Origin of the sequence: Mesorhizobium australafricanum (assembly GCF_033977265.1) — a bacterium.
In the GTDB taxonomy this organism is placed as follows: domain Bacteria; phylum Pseudomonadota; class Alphaproteobacteria; order Rhizobiales; family Rhizobiaceae; genus Mesorhizobium; species Mesorhizobium australafricanum.
The window spans coordinates 176,784-193,840 of record NZ_JAVIIT010000010.1; the positions used below are offsets into that span (position 1 = coordinate 176,784).

Consider the following 17,057-nt stretch of genomic DNA (forward strand, 5'->3'; position numbering starts at 1 on the left):
CGCGTCGCCTGGCCCAACGGTATGCAGCGCGTGGTCTGGCAGGTCAACACGACAAGGCGCGACAAACGATAGCGCCGGTGGAAAGGCGCCGGTTCACCGAACGTCATGCAACCAAAGTATGGAGGTTCAGGCGATCTTGGCCTGGTCGCGGCCGGCGCCGATCAGCACCAGCATGGCGACGAGGAAGAGGTAGATCCAGGCGTCGCGCCATTCGAGCGGGAAGTAGCCGGCCCAGAGCGATTCCGCCATGCCGAAGGCCGCCGCGCCAAGCGCCGCCTTGAGCGGCGACAGATAGCCGCCGACCGCCGTCACGAACAGGATCTTGAGGCCGTAGATGAGCCCGGTGCCGAAGCTGACATTGCCGTAATAGAGACCGGCAAGCACCCCGGCCAAGGCTGCGCAGAAGCCGCCGAACAGCACGGCCAGGCGAAACACCGCGCCCACGTCGATGCCGCACATCGCCGCCGCCTTCGGATCGTCCGAGACGGCGCGCCAGGCGCGGCCGAAGCGTGAATGCGAAAACAGCCAGGCGGCCAGCGCCACCATCGCGATGACACAAGCGCAGTCGAGCAACTGGATGACGGTGAGCGTGACCTTGAAGCCGTCACCCTGGGCGAAAATGACGGGATCGGCGAGCATTGGCGGCAGCCAGAGGTCGTGCGTGTCGGCGGCGATGCGACTGGCTTCCGACAGGAAGAGCAAAATGCCGAGCGTCGTCACGACGATGGCGTTGGGTGAACGGTCGGCGAGCTTTTCGAACACGCTGCGCGACAAGGCATGGCTGATCAGCGCGGCGTAAAGCACGGCGGCAACCACGCCGAGCGCGACCGAGGCGGCCAGCGTCAGCCACAGCGCCTGATAGCCGAAGGCGGCGGTCAGGATCATCGTCTGGCCGCAAAAGGCAAACAGCGCGCCATAGGCTAGGTTGGTGCGGTGCAGGATGCCGTTGGTCAGCACATAGCCGAAAGCGAGCAGCGCATAGAGTGCGCCCGAATGCAGCCCGTTTAGCACCTGCTGGAAGAAATAGAGCATGCGGCATCCCTGGGCCGTCGCGTCCCCTTGGCCACAATTCGAAGCGTTGCATCCGGAATCTAACTTGTCAAACAGGTTTTATCGGTTAGATTTCTACCATGACGGTATCCTGGACCCCACACCGCTTCACCGGTGGCATTCTAGCGCTCGACACGGCGAACACCGTCGTGCTGCGCAACGATCCGCAAAAGTCCTTCGATCGCTTCGACGATCCGACCGAGATCGCCCGCTTCGCGGAGGCGGCGAGCGGCTTTCGCGCCACCGAGCTCGGCGGCCGGCGGCTGAGGGCGCCGGAGCCGGGCGAGATAAAACCAACTGTCATCTCGATTCGAGAAGCGACCGATCGCCTGTTTCGCCACGCCGTATCGAACGGCGCGGTCGCGACCAGCCACCTGCCGGATTTCCTCACCGCCTGCGCCAGCGGGCTGTCCGGCAGCGCGACCGAGATCGGGGCGCCGGGCCAGCCTTTCGGCAATCCGCAAACGCCGATTGCCTTCGAGGCGGCTTTGGCCGTCTCGGCGCTGTCGCTGTTGCGCGACGAAACGGTGGCGAGGCTGAGGATCTGCCCCAATTGCAGCTGGCTGTTCGTCGACCGCAGCCGCAACGCCAGCCGTCTCTGGTGCGACATGGCCGTTTGCGGCAACCGCCAGAAGGCAAACCGCTATTACCGCCGTCGTACGGCGGCGAGGGAGGTCAGCAATGCTTAGGAAACTGTCGCGTTCGGCTCTGGTCGGCGCTGCCTTGGTCGCCGCAATCGCGCTCGGCGCCTGCCGCGACACCGGCAAGGATCAGCTCTTTGCCATCTCCGGAAAACTGTTCGAGTTCAACTACCGGCTTGCCATCGCCACCTATGTCATCACGCTGAAGCCGCTGCGCCCGATGGTCGATGGCCAGGTCGCGGTCGTGAGCTTCCAGAACCCGGCCGGTGGCGATCCGATCATCGTCAACCAGAAGATCTGGCCGAAGCTGCCTCACATTACGCTGACCAGCCCGCCGCTCACCTGCGTGGTCAAGGACAAGCCCTACGCCGTCTCGATCCGCATCCAGGATGCGAGCGGCACGTTGCTGCAGAGCATCGACACCACCATGACCTCGTCCGAGGACCAGACGATGCTGCCTGACCGGCCGCTGGTGATCGGGCCGAACTACGAGCTCAACCCGGACCTCGCCGGTCATCCTGACGGCAAACTGCCCGATGAGCAGAAGCCGGATTGCTCGAAAGCGACCTGAAACGCACGCATTCACGCGAAATTTTTGTTCCTCGCGAAGCGGTTAGCATCATCTTGCATGCGCCGCTGGCTATTCGCCAGACCGTTTGTTGCGTGTTACTTGGCCCCTGCGATTTTGTTTGACCTCTCCCGCAAGGAAAGAAAGACTGCGCCGTCCCACTCCGACGCTGGCTGCCTGATTTGCGGCGCCTCCGCAGAGGAAATACCTGATGACGCTGCACGACGTCGCGCTCGACGACAAGTTCGACCTTGGCAAGGAGCGCGTCTTCCTGTCCGGCGCGCAGGCGGTTGTGCGCATGCTTCTGATGCAGCGCGAGCGCGATCGGCGCGCCGGCCTCAACACGGCGGGCTTCGTCTCCGGCTATCGCGGCTCGCCGCTTGGCGGCCTCGACATGCAGCTATGGCGGGCAAAAAGGCAGCTCGCGCAATCTGATATCGTCTTCCAGCCCGGCCTCAACGAGGAACTCGCCGCCACCGCCTGCTGGGGCTCGCAGCAGACCGAATTGCTGGGCGAGGGCACGCATGACGGCGTCTTTTCGGTCTGGTACGGCAAGGGGCCGGGCGTCGACCGTTCCGGCGACGTCTTCCGCCACGCCAATCTTGCCGGTTCGTCGAAGCATGGCGGCGTGCTTGCCCTGATGGGCGACGACCACATGGCCGAATCCTCGACCAACGCGCATGCCACCGAATTCCTGTTCGTCGATACCATGGTGCCGATCCTCAACCCGGCCGGCGTCCAGGAGATCATCGACTACGGCCTCTACGGCTTTGCCATGTCGCGCTTCGCCGGCACCTGGGCGGCGATCAAATGCGTGAAGGACAACGTCGAATCGACGGCTTCGGTCGACGCCTCGATCGAGCGGCTCAACATCGTCATTCCCGAGTTCGACATGCCAAAGGGCGGCTTGAACATCCGCCACGAGATCGACATGCTCGGCCAGGAAGAGCGGCTGCATGAATATAAGCGCGCCGCCGCCTCGGCTTTCATCCAGGCCAATGGGCTGAACCGCATCGTCTATTCCGGCGGCCGCAATCCCAAGCTCGGCGTCATCACCATCGGCAAGAGCTATCTCGATGTCCGCCAGGCGCTGGAGGATATCGGCATCGACGAAGGGGCGGCGAATCGCATCGGCATCCGCCTGTTCAAGGTCGGCTGTCCATGGCCGCTCGACCTGCAGCATATCGCCGAATTCGCCCGCGGCCTCGACACCATCGTGGTCGTCGAGGAAAAGCGCTCGCTGATCGAGGTGCAGCTGCGCGAGAACCTCTACGGCACCGCCACGCGGCCGGTGATCGTCGGCAAGAAGGACGAGCGCGGCGACTGGTTGTTTCCGGCCAAGGGCGCGCTCGATCCGAACGAGATCGCGATCGCGCTCGGCGAGAGGATCCTGCGCACGATCGGTCCGTCGGAAGAGATCGCCGCGCGGGTGGCGAAGCTGCGCCAGTTCCAGGCGATGCTTGCCGACACCGTCGACATCGGTTCGCGCACGCCCTTCTTCTGCTCGGGCTGCCCGCACAATTCGTCGACCAAGGTGCCGGACGGCTCGATCGCCGCCGCCGGCATCGGCTGCCATTTCATGGCGCTGTGGATGGACAGGAACACCGTCGGCTTCACCGCCATGGGCGGCGAGGGCGCGCAATGGGTTGGCCAGGCGCCGTTCTCCAGGCGCGACCACATCTTCCAGAATCTCGGCGACGGCACCTACAATCATTCCGGCGTGCTGGCGATCCGCTTCGCACTGTCCGCCGGCGCCAACATCACCTACAAGATCCTTTACAATGACGCGGTGGCGATGACCGGCGGCCAGCCGCATGAGGGCGGCCTGACCGTCGACATGATCGCGAGACAAGTGCGCGCCGAGGGCGTCGACCGCATCGCCGTCGTCACCGACCAGCCGGACAAATATGCCGGCAAGGCCGATTTCCCTCCCGGCATCACCATCCATCATCGCGACGATCTCGACCTCGTCCAGCGCGAGCTTCGCGACGTGAAGGGCGTTTCGGTGCTGATCTACGATCAGACCTGCGCCGCCGAAAAGCGTCGGCGCCGCAAGCGCGGCACCTTTCCCGATCCCGACAAGCGCGTCTTCATCAACGAACTGGTCTGCGAAGGCTGCGGCGATTGCGGTGTGCAGTCGAACTGCGTCTCGATCCAGCCGGTCGAGACCGAATTCGGCCGCAAGCGCCGCATCGACCAGTCGAGCTGCAACAAGGATTTTTCCTGCCTCAACGGCTTCTGCCCGTCCTTCGTCACCGTGCATGGCGGCAAGATCAGGAAGGCCGAAGGCATTGCCGGCAGGGCCGATCCGCTGGACGGCGTGCCCGTGCCGGCTGAATTCCGCATGGGCAATCAGGGCTGGGCGGCGATCATCGACGGCGTCGGCGGCACCGGCGTCGTCACCGTCGGCGCGGTGCTTGGCATGGCCGCGCATCTGGAAGGCAAGGGCTGCGGCATGATCGACATGGCCGGCCTTGCCCAGAAGGGCGGCTCGGTCTTCACCCATGTCCGCATCGCCCCGACGCCCGAGGACATCCACGCCATTCGCGTTTCGGCCGGCAAGGCCGACCTCGTGCTCGGCTGCGATCTCGTCGTCTCCGGAGCCAAGAAGGTGCTGGGCGCGGTGCGCGAGGGCCACACGATCTTCCTCGCCAACACCGCCGAAATCATGCCTGGCGAATTCACCCGTTCCGCCGACTTCTCGCTGCCGATCGAGCGGTTGAAGAAGGCGATCCGGGCGGCTGCCGGCGACGACAAGGCCCACTTCTTCGATGCCACCCGCACGGCGACCGCTTTGTTCGGCAATTCGCTCGGCGCCAACATGTTCATGCTTGGCTTCGCCTTCCAGCATGGCGGCCTGCCGCTTTCAGCCGAAGCCGTTGAAAAGGCGATAGAATTGAACGGTGAAGCGGTGGCGATGAATATCGCGGCTTTCCGTTGGGGCCGCCGCGCCGCGCATCAGCCTGATTTCGTGCGCGGGCTGGTTGGCCAGGCCGGCAAGGCGGCATCCACGCCGGCCGAGACGCTGGACGATGTCATCGCCAGCCGTGTCGCGTTCCTCACCGCCTATCAGAACGCCGCCTACGCCAGGCGCTACGCCGACCGCCTGGCCATCTTGCGCGCCGCTGAAGCCAAGGCCGTGCCCGGCTCGACCGCGGTGACCGAGGCCGTCGCCAGGAATCTCTTCAAGCTGATGGCGATGAAGGATGAGTACGAGGTGGCGCGGCTCTACACAGACGGCACGTTCGCCGCCGACCTCGCCAAGCAGTTCCAGGGTTACGAGAGGCTTGAATTCCATCTCGCACCGCCGATCCTTGGCCGGCGCGGCAATGACGGCAAGCCCAGGAAATCCAGCTTCGGCCCGTGGATGATGAAGGGGTTTCGGCTGCTGGCGGCGATGAAGGGCCTGCGCGGAACCGCTTTCGATCTTTTCGGCTACACGACCGAGCGGCGCATGGAACGACAGCTGCTGAGAGAGTACGAAGCCGATCTCGACCTCATTGCCGGCGCGCTGACACCCGGCAGGGTGGAGGCCGCGACGGCCCTTGCCTCCGTGCCGGCTCTTGTTCGCGGCTATGGCCATGTCCGGCAGGCCAGCGCCGGGAAGGCGGCAGGCGAGCGCTCGCGGTTGATCGAGCGTTTGGCCCAGGCTTCGGCGGAGCCGGCACTTCGGGCGGCGGAGTGATCGCACCAGCCGGCCGATTGTTTGCCGAAGGATTGAATTCTCTGATCTGCCCCTCGGTTTCGTAACTTCGGCAACCGAGGTCAAGCCGTTGTTCTAAGCCTTTCTTAAGGCGGGCGTGGCATTAGAGGGCTTAGTGTTGGGCCAGCGACATGGGCAGAACAAAGACCGAGAACATCCCGGCGGATGTCTATATCCAGTTCGTGCGGGCATTGTTCGACAACGCCGGCATGGTTGCGATCGGCGGCGTATGCTACTGGATTCTCGGATTCATGGTCTACCTGCGTACGCAGGATCTGCTTTATCTGACGTTGGCTTTCGTTCTGCTATCGGCCAGCCTCTGGCGGTACTTCAGCATCCGAGGCTTCCATAGAGCGGGCGGCACCATAGCAAGTGTCGCAGAGGCAGAAGCGATAGAGCGCAATTACATTCTCAAAGGCAGCGCGCAAGGCCTCGCATTGGGGTCATTCTGCTTCGTGTCGATCTACCTTCGTCCTGATCAATTTGCTGAACTGGCGTCGGTGTCGTTGTCGTTGACGACCCTGGTAACGGTTGTCGGACGAAGCTACGGGTCCATGCGCATGGTCCAGATTTTTTCCTTGACCCTCGTCGGGCCCGCGGCTCTTGCGCTCATCCTGCGCATGGATATGGCTTCTGTCGTCCTCGGCTTGATGATCTTCCCGTTGACGTTCGTCACCATCAACAGCGCCGACCATGTCCGCAACGTGCTCTTCTCCGCGGTCATCGGCCACAAGCAGGCCAGGAACCTGACGCGCCGGTTCGATCGCGCGCTCAACACCATGTCGCATGGCCTGGTCATGCTGGGGCCCGACGGGCGCGTCGCGGTGGCCAATGCAGAGGCGGCCCGCCTGATGTCGCTGAGATCGGGCGATGCTTTGCTGGGGCGCTCGATCCATGGCCTTTTGATGCGCGGCGTCGCCGGCGGCATGCTGGCGCCGAAAGACTGCCGCTACATCGAGGCGCAGCTGACCCGCGCCTTGCGCGAGGGCCGCGACCGCAAGGTGCTGGTCTCGCTCGCCAACGGCCAGCATTATGAGTTCTCCGCCCGCGAGGGCAGCCAGGAACTGGGCGTCATCACCTTCGAGGATGTAACGGCCCGTGTCGAGGCGGAGGAAAAGATCCGCTTCATGGCGCGCTATGACAATCTGACCGGCCTGCCGAACCGCGCCTATTTCCACGAGCTGGTCCGTGAGGCCATGGCCTCCGGCGAGGAGGATCGGCTCTGCGGCCTCGCGGTGCTCGATCTCGACGACTTCAAGAGCGTCAACGACACGCTCGGCCATCCGGTCGGCGACGGGCTGATCTACGCCGTGGCCGAGCGTCTCGCGGCGATTGCCGGACCGGGCATCACGGTCAGCCGCTTCGGCGGCGACGAGTTCATGATCTTCTTCGACCGCGTCGAGGACGAGAGCCATCTCGGCACCCTGCTCGACCGGATCTTCGCGGACCTGCAGGGCGAGGTGGACGTCGCCGGCCACGGGTTGCGCATCCAGGCCAGTGGCGGCGCGGTGCTGTCCAAGGTCAAGGACACCGACGTTGATGCCATGATCGTCAAGGCCGACCTTGCCCTCTACAAGGCCAAGGAGCTTGGCAAGAACAGCTGGCGACTGTTCGAGGCGGCCATGGATGCCGCCTTCCGCAATCGCCAGCTGATGAAGGCCGATCTGCGCAACGCCGTGCAGGCCAGGGAATTGCGCGTCGTCTATCAGCCGATCGTGGCTGTCAGCACCATGCGCATCGCCAGTTGCGAGGCGCTCTGCCGTTGGGACCATCCCGATCTCGGCCCGATCTCGCCCAGTGTCTTCATCCCCTTGGCGGAAGAGATGGGCATCGTTTCCGACATCAGCACGTTCGTGCTGGAGGCCGCATGCGCCGAATGCGCCAAATGGCCGGCCCAGACCAGTGTGTCGGTGAACTTGTCGGCCAAGGATTTCCGCAGTCGCGATATCGTCCAGAAGGTCAGGGACGCCTTGGCCAAGTCGGGCCTGGCGGCGCACCGGCTCGAAATCGAGGTCACCGAGACCGCCTTGCTCGACGACAAGTCGCTGACGCGCGAGTCGATCGAGGAATTGAAGGCCCTTGGCGCGCGCATCGCGCTTGACGATTTCGGGACCGGCTACTCCAGCTTGAGCTATCTCCACAAGCTGCCGCTCGACAAGATCAAGATCGACCGCTCGTTCCTGGTCGATCTGAACCAGAACCGGCAGTCGCTCGATCTGCTGAAGGGCATCGTCAGCCTGTCGCGGACATTGGGCCTTTCGGTCACCATCGAAGGGGTCGAGACCTTCGAGCAGCTGAAGACGCTGGTTCATCTGGTCAAGCCGGACTTCGTGCAGGGTTTTCTCTTCGGCGCCGCGCTCAGCGCGTCGGGCATCGAGACGATGTCGAGCGTCACATGGCCATTTGCCGCAGAGCTGCATATCGCCGGCAAACGAACGGCCAGCTGACCGGATTTCCCGGGCAAAGCGCAAAACGGCTTCCACTTCGCAGAATTACGATCTGTGTTGAGGGCCCGCCAAATATATCGGCCGCTACAGGACAAGTGTAGGCTGGGCATGCTTCGGCGCTTTCGAAGCTCTGAATTCAAAATGACTCCATCGATTAGAACCGGTTGGTATTAGACGGTCGCTCGCGCCGGGATTTGCTTTTTCGCGCATGATCAGCGAAATTTGGCGCCCGGCATTAAGGTTAACAAAAGGTAAATCAGCAATATCGAATTTTCAGCTTGTGTCTCATTTCAACTCGAATAGCCTTAGTCGCAGGCGGAATTCGAGGACTGACAATGGATGCTGCGAGGAAGAGTGCGTCGGCCGACGCCAGCGCGAGGATGGACTCCGCGCTCAACCGGTCGATGATGGAACTGCTGGACCATGTCGAATATCGTCTCATCGCGGGAGGTGAAGATCAGGAGGCGATCTATCGGCTCCGCTACAATTCCTATCGGCGCTCAGGTATGTGTGGTCCGATCGCGAGTGGGATGTTCGAGGATCGCTGGGATAATCTACCCAACGCCTATCGGTTCGGTGTCTATTGCTATGACCAATTGGTCAGCACACTGCGTTTCCATTATATTACCAGTGCGCAGCCATACTCGCCTTCGATCGATGCCTATCCCGAAGTCTTGCTTCCACGGCTCGCCCGCGGCGAAACCTTCATTGACGGAACCCGCTTCGCAGCCGATCCTGCCAGCGCACCGTCGCCCGGAGTGATACCTTTCCTGACGCTCAGGATTGCCATGGTCGCCTCCTGTTATTTTGGCCAGGACTCGGTGCTGACGCCGGTCAAGATGGAGCATTCCGCTTTTTACGTTCGTTACTTTCAGGCCGTGCAGAGGACAGAGGGTAAAGCATTTCCGGGCGTTCTTCCCCCGCTCGCACTGTTCGAAATACCGGCCGGCGAAAACATGCGCCTGACGCTCAAACGATTGCCGTTCTTCAGATCGACGCCGCTGGAGCAGCGGCTGATGTTCGGCAATCCGGCCATCAACCGGCTGACCCCCCTCTCGATTGTGCCGACGGCGAAATTCCTTCTCGCAGCTGCCTGACCGCAGGCAATGAACCTTTCGCGGGCTGTGCCGTTATCGGGTCCGCAGCCCTGTCATGACAGGCGCTCGCCTGGCATAGGAAAGGATACACACATGACCATCCACTCGCTCGCGCTGACCCCGCTGATCTCGCTGATCGCCGGTGTGCTGATCCTGGTCATGCCGCGGCTCCTCAACTACATCGTCGCGCTTTACCTGATCGTTGTCGGCCTGCTCGGCTTGTTTCCCCACCTCGCCAGCTGATGAACCGCTCAGCCGGCGAAGAAGCGCAGGGCGGCGGCCACGATCGCTTCGGGCGCGTCTTCCTGCATGAGGTGCCCGGAGCCTGGAATGAGCGTCAAGCTGCAGTCCGGCAGCATGGCCGCGAGCTTCGCGCCGCTCTGCGGTGAGATCCAGCGGTCCTCCTCTCCCCACAGCAAGGCCACAGGACAGCGGAACGCACCATAGAGCGGTTCGACTTCGTCGGTGAAACGCTGATCCATCTGCGCGATCTGCCGATAGAAGGCGGGCTGGCCGACCGGTCCGGTCCATGGTGCGATGTAGGGCTGCAAGTCGCCGTCCGACAACGGCTTGGCGGCTGCGCCCGCAATATAGGCCTTCAGAATCGCCGCCTGGATGTAGTCCGGTACGCCGGCGAAAGCCGATTCGTGGCGCAAGATATGCTGGACAAAAGGTGAGCCCCAGGGCCGAACCGCCACCGGATCGACCAACAATAGCCTTTCATAATTGCAGCCGTTGATCAGATGCGCGCGTAAGGCGGTGGCGCCGCCGAAATCATGGGCGATTACGTTCGGCCGGTCGAGCTTCCAGAACTCCAGCATCGCCGCCAGGGCTTTGTTCTGGGTGCCCAGCGAGACGTCCTGGCCTTCCCGTTTCTCGGACTGGCCATATCCCGGCAGATCGTAAAAATAAAGCGTGTGGTCACGCGCCAGTTCAGGGGCAACACGGTGCCAGACATGCGAGGAAAAAGGCGTTCCATGGACGAGCACGATGGCGGGGCCGGAGCCGACCGAGCCCCAGGCGATCATGGTGCCGTTCCAATCAAATCTCTGCGTCGGCAAAATCATGGCGGCTCCTGGTCGGGTCCTCCGAGCCGGCAACGATAGTCTTCCTCCCTCGCGCGGGAAAACGCGAAATTGTCAAAGCACATGAAGAAGGGCTGATAGGGATCGCCAGGCGCCGGCCGCTGCCTGCGGCGACAACCAGTTTTTCAACTTTCATTTGAGGCTGTTGTCGCAGGCCGTGCGGCAATAGCGCCATTGCTCTTGGTTCGGCTTTTCGCTATGTGCCTCAAAGGCATTTTCGAAGGGGTACTTCCATGGCTGATCACACGCCGACCGGTCCTGTCGAGTTGGGCGCGCAGATGGACTATGCCGAGCACGACCGTACCTACAAAGGCTTTCTCGGCCTGGCCAAATATGGCTCGCTGGTCTGTGCCGCCATCCTTATTGCAATGGCCTTCGGCTTCTTTGTCGGCGGCTTCTTTTCGGGGCTCATCGTGTTCATCCTGATCACGGCACTCGGCACTCTCATTTTGCGGTAAACTTCCCAAGCCCATTGCCCTCGACGTCGCCGGACGTCCCGGCCGACGCCTTGCGTGATCAAGGTTCCAGCCGAAAGGATCATCCGGTGGGACAAATAGTGTTCATCCCTCGTGAGCTTGACCCGAACGAGCCGCGCGTCGCGGCCTCGCCGGACACGGTCAAACGTCTGGTGGGTCTCGGCTTTGACGTGATCGTCGAAAAGGGTGCCGGCCTCGGCTCCCGCATCCCCGACCAGGATTTCACCGGCGCCGGCGGCATGCTCGGAACGGCCGGCGATGCCAGGAAGGCCGATGTCGTGTTGAAGGTGCGCCGGCCAACGGATGCGGAGCTGAAGGGCTACAAGTCGGGTGCTGCCGTCATCGCCATCATGGACCCATACGGCAACGATGCCGCGGTGGCCGCCATGGCAAAGGCCGGCATCACCGCCTTCTCCATGGAATTCATGCCGCGTATCACCCGTGCGCAGGTGATGGACGTGCTGTCGTCGCAGGCCAATCTTGCCGGCTACCAGGCGGTGATCGACGCGGCGGCCGAATATGACCGCGCATTGCCGATGATGATGACGGCGGCGGGCACGGTGCCGGCGGCCAAGACCTTCATCATGGGCGTCGGCGTTGCCGGCCTGCAGGCGATCGCCACGGCGCGCCGTCTCGGCGCCATCGTCACCGCCACCGACGTGCGGCCGGCTGTGAAAGAGCAGGTGCAATCGCTTGGCGCGAAGTTCCTGGCGGTCGAGGACGAGGAGTTCAAGGCGGCCGAGACGGCCGGCGGCTATGCCAAGGAAATGTCGAAGGAATACCAGGCCAAGCAGGCGGCGCTCACGGCCGAGCATATCGCCAAGCAGGACATCGTCATCACCACGGCGCTGATCCCGGGCCGTCCGGCGCCGAAGCTGGTCTCCGCCGCCATGGTCGCCTCGATGAAGCCGGGTTCGGTGATCGTCGACCTAGCCGTCGAGCGCGGCGGCAATGTCGAGGGCGCGGTGCCCGGCAAGGTCGTGACGACACAAAACGGCGTCAAGATCGTCGGCCATCTCAACGTGCCGGGCCGCGTCGGGGCCTCGGCCTCGCTGCTTTACGCCAGGAACCTTTACGCCTTCCTCGAGACCATGGTCGACAAGGCGGCCAAGCAGCTTGCCATCAAGCGCGACGACGAGCTGGTCAAGGCGACGATGCTGACCGACGCCGGCAAAGTCGTGCATCCGAACTTCGCCAAGGCAGCCGAGGAGCCGCGTACCGAACCGGCTGCGATCCCGGCCTCGACGATGGTCGCCGACGTCTCGGCCAAACCTGCTGCGAAGAAGACAGCGGCGAAACAACCCGCCGCAGCCAAGTCGCCCTCGTCCAAGTCGAAAGGGACCGCGTGATGGAACAGCTGCAGAAAGCTCTCGACCAGCTCGATCAGGCGACCGCCGCCGTTCGCCTTGCGGTGCAGGATCTTGCCAACGCGCCGGCCGGCGCCGAGGCCGCCGGCAACGCGGCGCATGCCTTGTCTGGCGGCGCCATCGATCCCTTCGTCTTCCGTTTCGCCATCTTCGTGCTGGCGATCTTCGTCGGCTATTATGTCGTGTGGTCGGTGACGCCGGCGCTGCACACGCCGCTGATGGCCGTCACCAACGCCATCTCCTCGGTCATCGTCGTCGGCGCGCTGCTTGCCGTCGGCATTGCCGCTTCAGGCCTTGCCGCGGGCTTCGGCTTCGTCGCGTTGGTGCTTGTTTCGGTAAATATCTTCGGCGGTTTCCTCGTCACTCAGCGCATGCTGGCCATGTACAAGAAGAAGGAAAAGTGACGTGAACGCCAACTTCGCTTCCTTCCTCTATCTCGTCTCGGGCATCCTGTTCATCCTGGCTCTGCGCGGCCTGTCGCACCCGACCACCAGCCGCCAGGGCAATCTCTACGGCATGATCGGCATGGGCATTGCCATCGCCACCACGCTGGCGTTGGCGACCCCGTCGGCCGGCCGCTTCGGCCTGATCGTGCTCGGCCTCGCCATCGGCGGTGGCATCGGCGCCGTCACCGCGCGCCGCATCGCCATGACGTCGATGCCGCAGCTCGTCGCCGCGTTCCACTCGCTCGTCGGTTTCGCCGCCGTCATGGTGGCGGCCGCCGCCATCTACGCGCCGGAAAGCTTCGGCATCGGCACGGCGGGCGACATCCACGCCCAGGCGCTGATCGAAATGAGCCTTGGCGTGGCGATCGGCGCCATCACCTTCACCGGCTCGGTCATCGCCTTCCTGAAGCTCGACGGCCGCATGTCCGGCAAGCCGATCATGATCGGCGGCCGCCACTTGATCAACATCGCCCTCGGCGCAGCGCTGGTCGTGTTGATCGTGCTTTTGGTCGCCACCGAAGCAAAGCTCGTCTTCTGGCTGATCGTCGCTGCCTCGCTGGTGCTCGGCGTGCTGCTCATCATTCCGATCGGCGGCGCCGACATGCCGGTCGTGGTGTCGATGCTGAACTCCTATTCCGGCTGGGCGGCGGCGGCTCTCGGCTTCACGCTCGGCAACCTGGCGCTGATCATTACCGGCGCGCTGGTAGGCTCGTCCGGCGCGATCCTGTCCTACATCATGTGCAAGGGCATGAACCGCTCCTTCATCTCGGTCATCCTCGGCGGCTTCGGCGGCGAGACGGCCGCGGCTGTCGACGACGGCATCGAGCGCACCGTCAAGCAGGGCTCGGCCGACGATGCCGCCTATCTGATGATGAACGCGCAGAAGGTCATCATCGTGCCCGGCTACGGCATGGCGGTCGCCCAGGCGCAGCATGCGCTGCGCGAAATGGCCGACAAGCTCAAGGCCAATGGCGTCGAGGTCAAATACGCCATTCACCCTGTCGCCGGCCGCATGCCCGGCCACATGAACGTGCTCTTGGCCGAGGCCAACGTGCCCTATGACGAGGTGTTCGAGCTGGAGGACATCAACTCCGAATTCGCGCAGGCCGACGTCGCCTATGTCATCGGCGCCAACGACGTCACCAACCCGTCCGCGCGTGACGACAAGTCCTCGCCGATCTACGGCATGCCGATCCTCGACGTCGACAAGGCCCGCACCTGCCTGTTCGTCAAGCGCTCGCTCGGCTCCGGCTATGCCGGCATCGACAACACGCTGTTCTACAAGGACGGCACCATGATGCTGCTCGGCGACGCCAAGAAGATGACCGAGGAAATCGTCAAGGCCATGGACCACTGATCAGCCGCAGCTTCCGCAACAAAAAAGCCCGACATGGTCGGGCTTTTTTGTTGCGGAAGGCTGTCGGCCCCGGATTCCGCTCAGATGTCCAAATTAGCCACCGACAGCGCATTGTCCTGGATGAACTCGCGCCGCGGCTCGACCTCGTCGCCCATCAGCCGCGAGAACAGCGAATCCGCGTCGGTCGCGTCATTAACCTTGACCTGCAGCAGCGAGCGCACATTCGGATCCAGAGTGGTTTCCCAGAGCTGCTCGGCATTCATCTCGCCAAGGCCCTTGTAGCGCTGCATGGTGAGACCCTTGCGGCCGGAGGCGAACACCGCGTTGAGCAGCGCCAGCGGCCCCGAAAGCAGCTCCGAGCTCTCCTTGCGGCGCAAGCTCGGCTGTTCGCCATAGACTTCCGCCAGGCGCGACGCGTAGCGGTCGAGCTGGCGCGCATCGGCCGAATTGATCAGCCCGGCATCGAGCTGCGCCACATCCTTCACGCCGCGCACGGTACGTTCGAAGACATAACCGCCGGAACCGTCATTGGAGGTCGACAGCCGGCCGGCCCAGCCGCGCTCGGTCTCCTCGGCGATCATGTCGAGCCGCCGGGCGACACGCTCGGCCATGGCGTTGGCGCGGCCGAGATCGGCAAGCACGTCGGCATTGAGCGCGCCGGCAATCGCCGCCTGCTCGACGACGCTGCGGTTGTAGCGCGTGTGCAGCCCGTTGATCAGCTGGCGCACCGCGAGCGCATCGTCGACGGAGCTGCGCAGATCCTGTCCTGCCCGCACCTCGCCGGAGGCAAGTACAAGCGAAGCCTCGTCCAGCCCCGACTCGATCAGATATTCCTCGTAGGCGCTTTCGTCCTTGAGATACTGCGAGCTCTTGCCCCGCGTCACTTTGTAGAGCGGCGGCTGGGCGATGTAGAGGTGGCCGCGCTCGATCAGCTCCGGCATCTGCCGGAAGAAGAAGGTGAGCAGGAGCGTGCGGATGTGGGCGCCGTCGACGTCGGCGTCGGTCATCAAGATGATCTTGTGGTAGCGCAGCTTGTCGGCGTTGAACTCGTCCTTGCCGATCGAAGTGCCGAGCGCGGTGATCAGCGTGCCGATCATGTCGGAGGAGAGCATGCGGTCGAAGCGCGCGCGCTCGACATTGAGGATCTTGCCGCGCAGCGGCAGGATCGCCTGGTTCTGGCGCGAGCGCCCGCCCTTGGCCGAGCCTCCGGCCGAGTCGCCCTCGACGATGAAGATTTCCGACTTCGCCGGATCGCGCTCCTGGCAGTCGGCAAGCTTGCCGGGCAGCGAGGTGACGCCGAGCGAGCTCTTGCGGGTGATGTCGCGCGCCTTGCGCGCGGCCTCGCGCGCTGCCGCGGCCTGGATCACCTTCTCGACCACCACCTTGCCTTCGCTCGGGTGCTCTTCCAGCCACGTGCCCAGCGCCTCGTTGACCAGGCTCTCCACCACCGGACGAACCTCGGAGGAGACCAGCTTGTCCTTGGTCTGCGAGGAGAATTTCGGGTCCGGTACCTTGACCGAGAGAACCGCGGTCAGGCCTTCGCGGCAGTCGTCGCCGGTCAGCGAGACCTTTTCCTTCTTGGTCTGGCCGGAAGATTCGCCGTAGCCGGTGATCTGCCTGGTCAGCGCCGCGCGGAAGCCGGCCAGATGGGTGCCGCCGTCGCGCTGCGGGATGTTGTTGGTGAAGGCCAGCACATTCTCGTGGTAGCTGTCGTTCCACCACATAGCGACTTCCACGGTGATGCCGTCGCGCTCGGCGCGGATGGCGATCGGCGTCTCGATCAGCGGCTTCTTCACCCGATCGAGATATTTGACGAACTCCTCCAGGCCGCCGTCATAATGCAGCTCATGGCGCACGAGGTCGGCATGGCGCGCATCGGTCAGGATGATGCGCACGCCGGAATTGAGGAAAGCAAGCTCGCGCAGCCGGTGCTCCAGCGTGCCGTAGTCGAACTCGACCATGGTGAAGGTCTCGGCCGACGGGAAGAAGGTGATCTCGCTGCCGCTGCGGCCTTCGTTGGTGCCGGGCTGCTTGTCCTGCTCGTAGCTGCCGGTCACCTTCAGCGGCGCGTCGGCATTGCCATGCGTGAAGCTCATCTCGAAGATCTCGCCATTGCGGCGGATCTTGAGCTTCAGCCAGGCGGAAAGCGCGTTGACCACCGAGACGCCGACCCCGTGCAGGCCGCCGGAAACCTTGTAGGAGTTCTGGTCGAATTTGCCGCCGGCATGCAGCTGCGTCATGATCACTTCGGCCGCCGAGACGCCCTCGCTGGAATGGATATCGGTGGGAATGCCGCGGCCATTGTCGATGACGGTGACGGAACCGTCGGGGTTGAGCGTCACCGAAACGAGGTCGGCGTGCCCGGCCAGCGCCTCGTCGATGGCGTTATCCACCACCTCATAGACCATGTGATGCAGGCCCGAACCGTCATCGGTGTCGCCGATATACATGCCCGGCCGCTTGCGCACGGCATCCAACCCCTTCAAAACCTTGATGGAATCGGCGCCGTACTCGGCTTCCGCGCCAATGGCGCTCTCGGTCTGGTCGCTCATGAAAACCTGTCTGATTGGTGGCGCTGATACAGCGCGGAAAAATGGCCCCGAATCGCGCCGTTTTGATGTCCTAGATATAGGCGCAAACGGCTGCTTTTCCAAGGTTTGCGGGCATTTTGCCGGCTTGGCGACACAGTCTTTCCACGCCTGCACGAGATACTGGCGCGTGCATGGAGACAACCGATTGCGAAAGCAGCGCCGAAGCGCAGCCTCGTAACTGCATTCCCTGGGGAAATTTTTGCGCTTATGCGGCGGCGCGCAGCGTCGT

At 63.5% G+C, this 17,057-nt stretch carries 12 protein-coding genes and 1 pseudogene; 10 read left to right on the plus strand and 3 right to left on the minus strand.

Annotated elements, in window-relative coordinates; genetic code table 11:
* Positions 1–126 precede the first annotated feature (126 nt).
* Positions 127–1,032 (minus strand): branched-chain amino acid ABC transporter permease, encoded by a 906-nt coding sequence (locus RFM98_RS20490; RefSeq protein WP_320310567.1) that lies wholly within the window; start codon positions 1,030–1,032, stop codon positions 127–129.
* 98 nt (positions 1,033–1,130) lie between these two features.
* Here RFM98_RS20490 and RFM98_RS20495 point away from each other — a divergent pair, with 98 nt between their 5' ends.
* From RFM98_RS20495 to RFM98_RS20520, 6 genes and pseudogenes are all read left to right on the plus strand, one after another.
* Positions 1,131–1,739 (plus strand): CGNR zinc finger domain-containing protein, encoded by a 609-nt coding sequence (locus RFM98_RS20495; protein WP_320310568.1) that lies wholly within the window; start codon positions 1,131–1,133, stop codon positions 1,737–1,739.
* Positions 1,732–2,262, plus strand: a complete 531-nt coding sequence (locus RFM98_RS20500) for a hypothetical protein (RefSeq protein WP_320310569.1) — start codon at positions 1,732–1,734, stop codon at positions 2,260–2,262. The genes RFM98_RS20495 and RFM98_RS20500 overlap by 8 nt, the downstream gene beginning before the upstream one ends.
* Positions 2,263–2,458: 196 nt before the next feature.
* Positions 2,459–5,944, plus strand: a pseudogene (locus RFM98_RS20505) (indolepyruvate ferredoxin oxidoreductase family protein); the annotation flags it as partial.
* 149 nt (positions 5,945–6,093) lie between these two features.
* Complete coding sequence (locus tag RFM98_RS20510) at positions 6,094–8,409, plus strand: putative bifunctional diguanylate cyclase/phosphodiesterase (protein WP_320310570.1); 2,316 nt, start codon at positions 6,094–6,096, stop codon at positions 8,407–8,409.
* Positions 8,410–8,744: 335 nt separating this feature from the next.
* Positions 8,745–9,506, plus strand: coding sequence for an N-acyl amino acid synthase FeeM domain-containing protein (locus RFM98_RS20515; RefSeq protein ID WP_320310571.1), 762 nt, complete (start codon positions 8,745–8,747; stop codon positions 9,504–9,506).
* A gap of 93 nt (positions 9,507–9,599) precedes the next feature.
* Complete coding sequence (locus RFM98_RS20520) at positions 9,600–9,749, plus strand: DUF3096 domain-containing protein (protein ID WP_127866594.1); 150 nt, start codon at positions 9,600–9,602, stop codon at positions 9,747–9,749.
* A gap of 8 nt (positions 9,750–9,757) precedes the next feature.
* Here the strand turns inward: RFM98_RS20520 and RFM98_RS20525 are convergent, their stop codons facing one another.
* Entirely contained in the window at positions 9,758–10,573 is an 816-nt protein-coding gene (locus tag RFM98_RS20525; RefSeq protein WP_320310572.1) for an alpha/beta fold hydrolase, read from the minus strand.
* Between the two features lie 251 nt (positions 10,574–10,824).
* Here RFM98_RS20525 and RFM98_RS20530 point away from each other — a divergent pair, with 251 nt between their 5' ends.
* From RFM98_RS20530 to RFM98_RS20545, 4 genes are all read left to right on the plus strand, one after another.
* Positions 10,825–11,049 carry an aa3-type cytochrome c oxidase subunit IV gene (locus tag RFM98_RS20530; RefSeq protein WP_320213001.1) on the plus strand — a complete coding sequence of 75 codons (225 nt, stop codon included), beginning with the start codon at positions 10,825–10,827 and terminating at the stop codon, positions 11,047–11,049.
* 86 nt (positions 11,050–11,135) lie between these two features.
* The gene (locus RFM98_RS20535; protein WP_320310573.1) at positions 11,136–12,416 is read left to right on the plus strand and encodes a Re/Si-specific NAD(P)(+) transhydrogenase subunit alpha; all 1,281 of its coding nucleotides are present in this window, start codon (positions 11,136–11,138) and stop codon (positions 12,414–12,416) included.
* Positions 12,416–12,838, plus strand: a complete 423-nt coding sequence (locus RFM98_RS20540; protein WP_040974911.1) for an NAD(P) transhydrogenase subunit alpha part 2 — start codon at positions 12,416–12,418, stop codon at positions 12,836–12,838. Before RFM98_RS20535 ends, RFM98_RS20540 begins: the two co-directional genes overlap by 1 nt.
* Position 12,839: 1 nt before the next feature.
* Positions 12,840–14,237: an NAD(P)(+) transhydrogenase (Re/Si-specific) subunit beta gene (locus tag RFM98_RS20545; protein WP_320310574.1), complete on the plus strand. Its 1,398-nt coding sequence runs from the start codon at positions 12,840–12,842 to the stop codon at positions 14,235–14,237.
* 80 nt (positions 14,238–14,317) lie between these two features.
* Here the strand turns inward: RFM98_RS20545 and gyrB are convergent, their stop codons facing one another.
* Complete coding sequence (gene gyrB / locus RFM98_RS20550) at positions 14,318–16,789, minus strand: DNA topoisomerase (ATP-hydrolyzing) subunit B (RefSeq protein ID WP_320310575.1); 2,472 nt, start codon at positions 16,787–16,789, stop codon at positions 14,318–14,320.
* Positions 16,790–17,057: the final 268 nt, after the last annotated feature.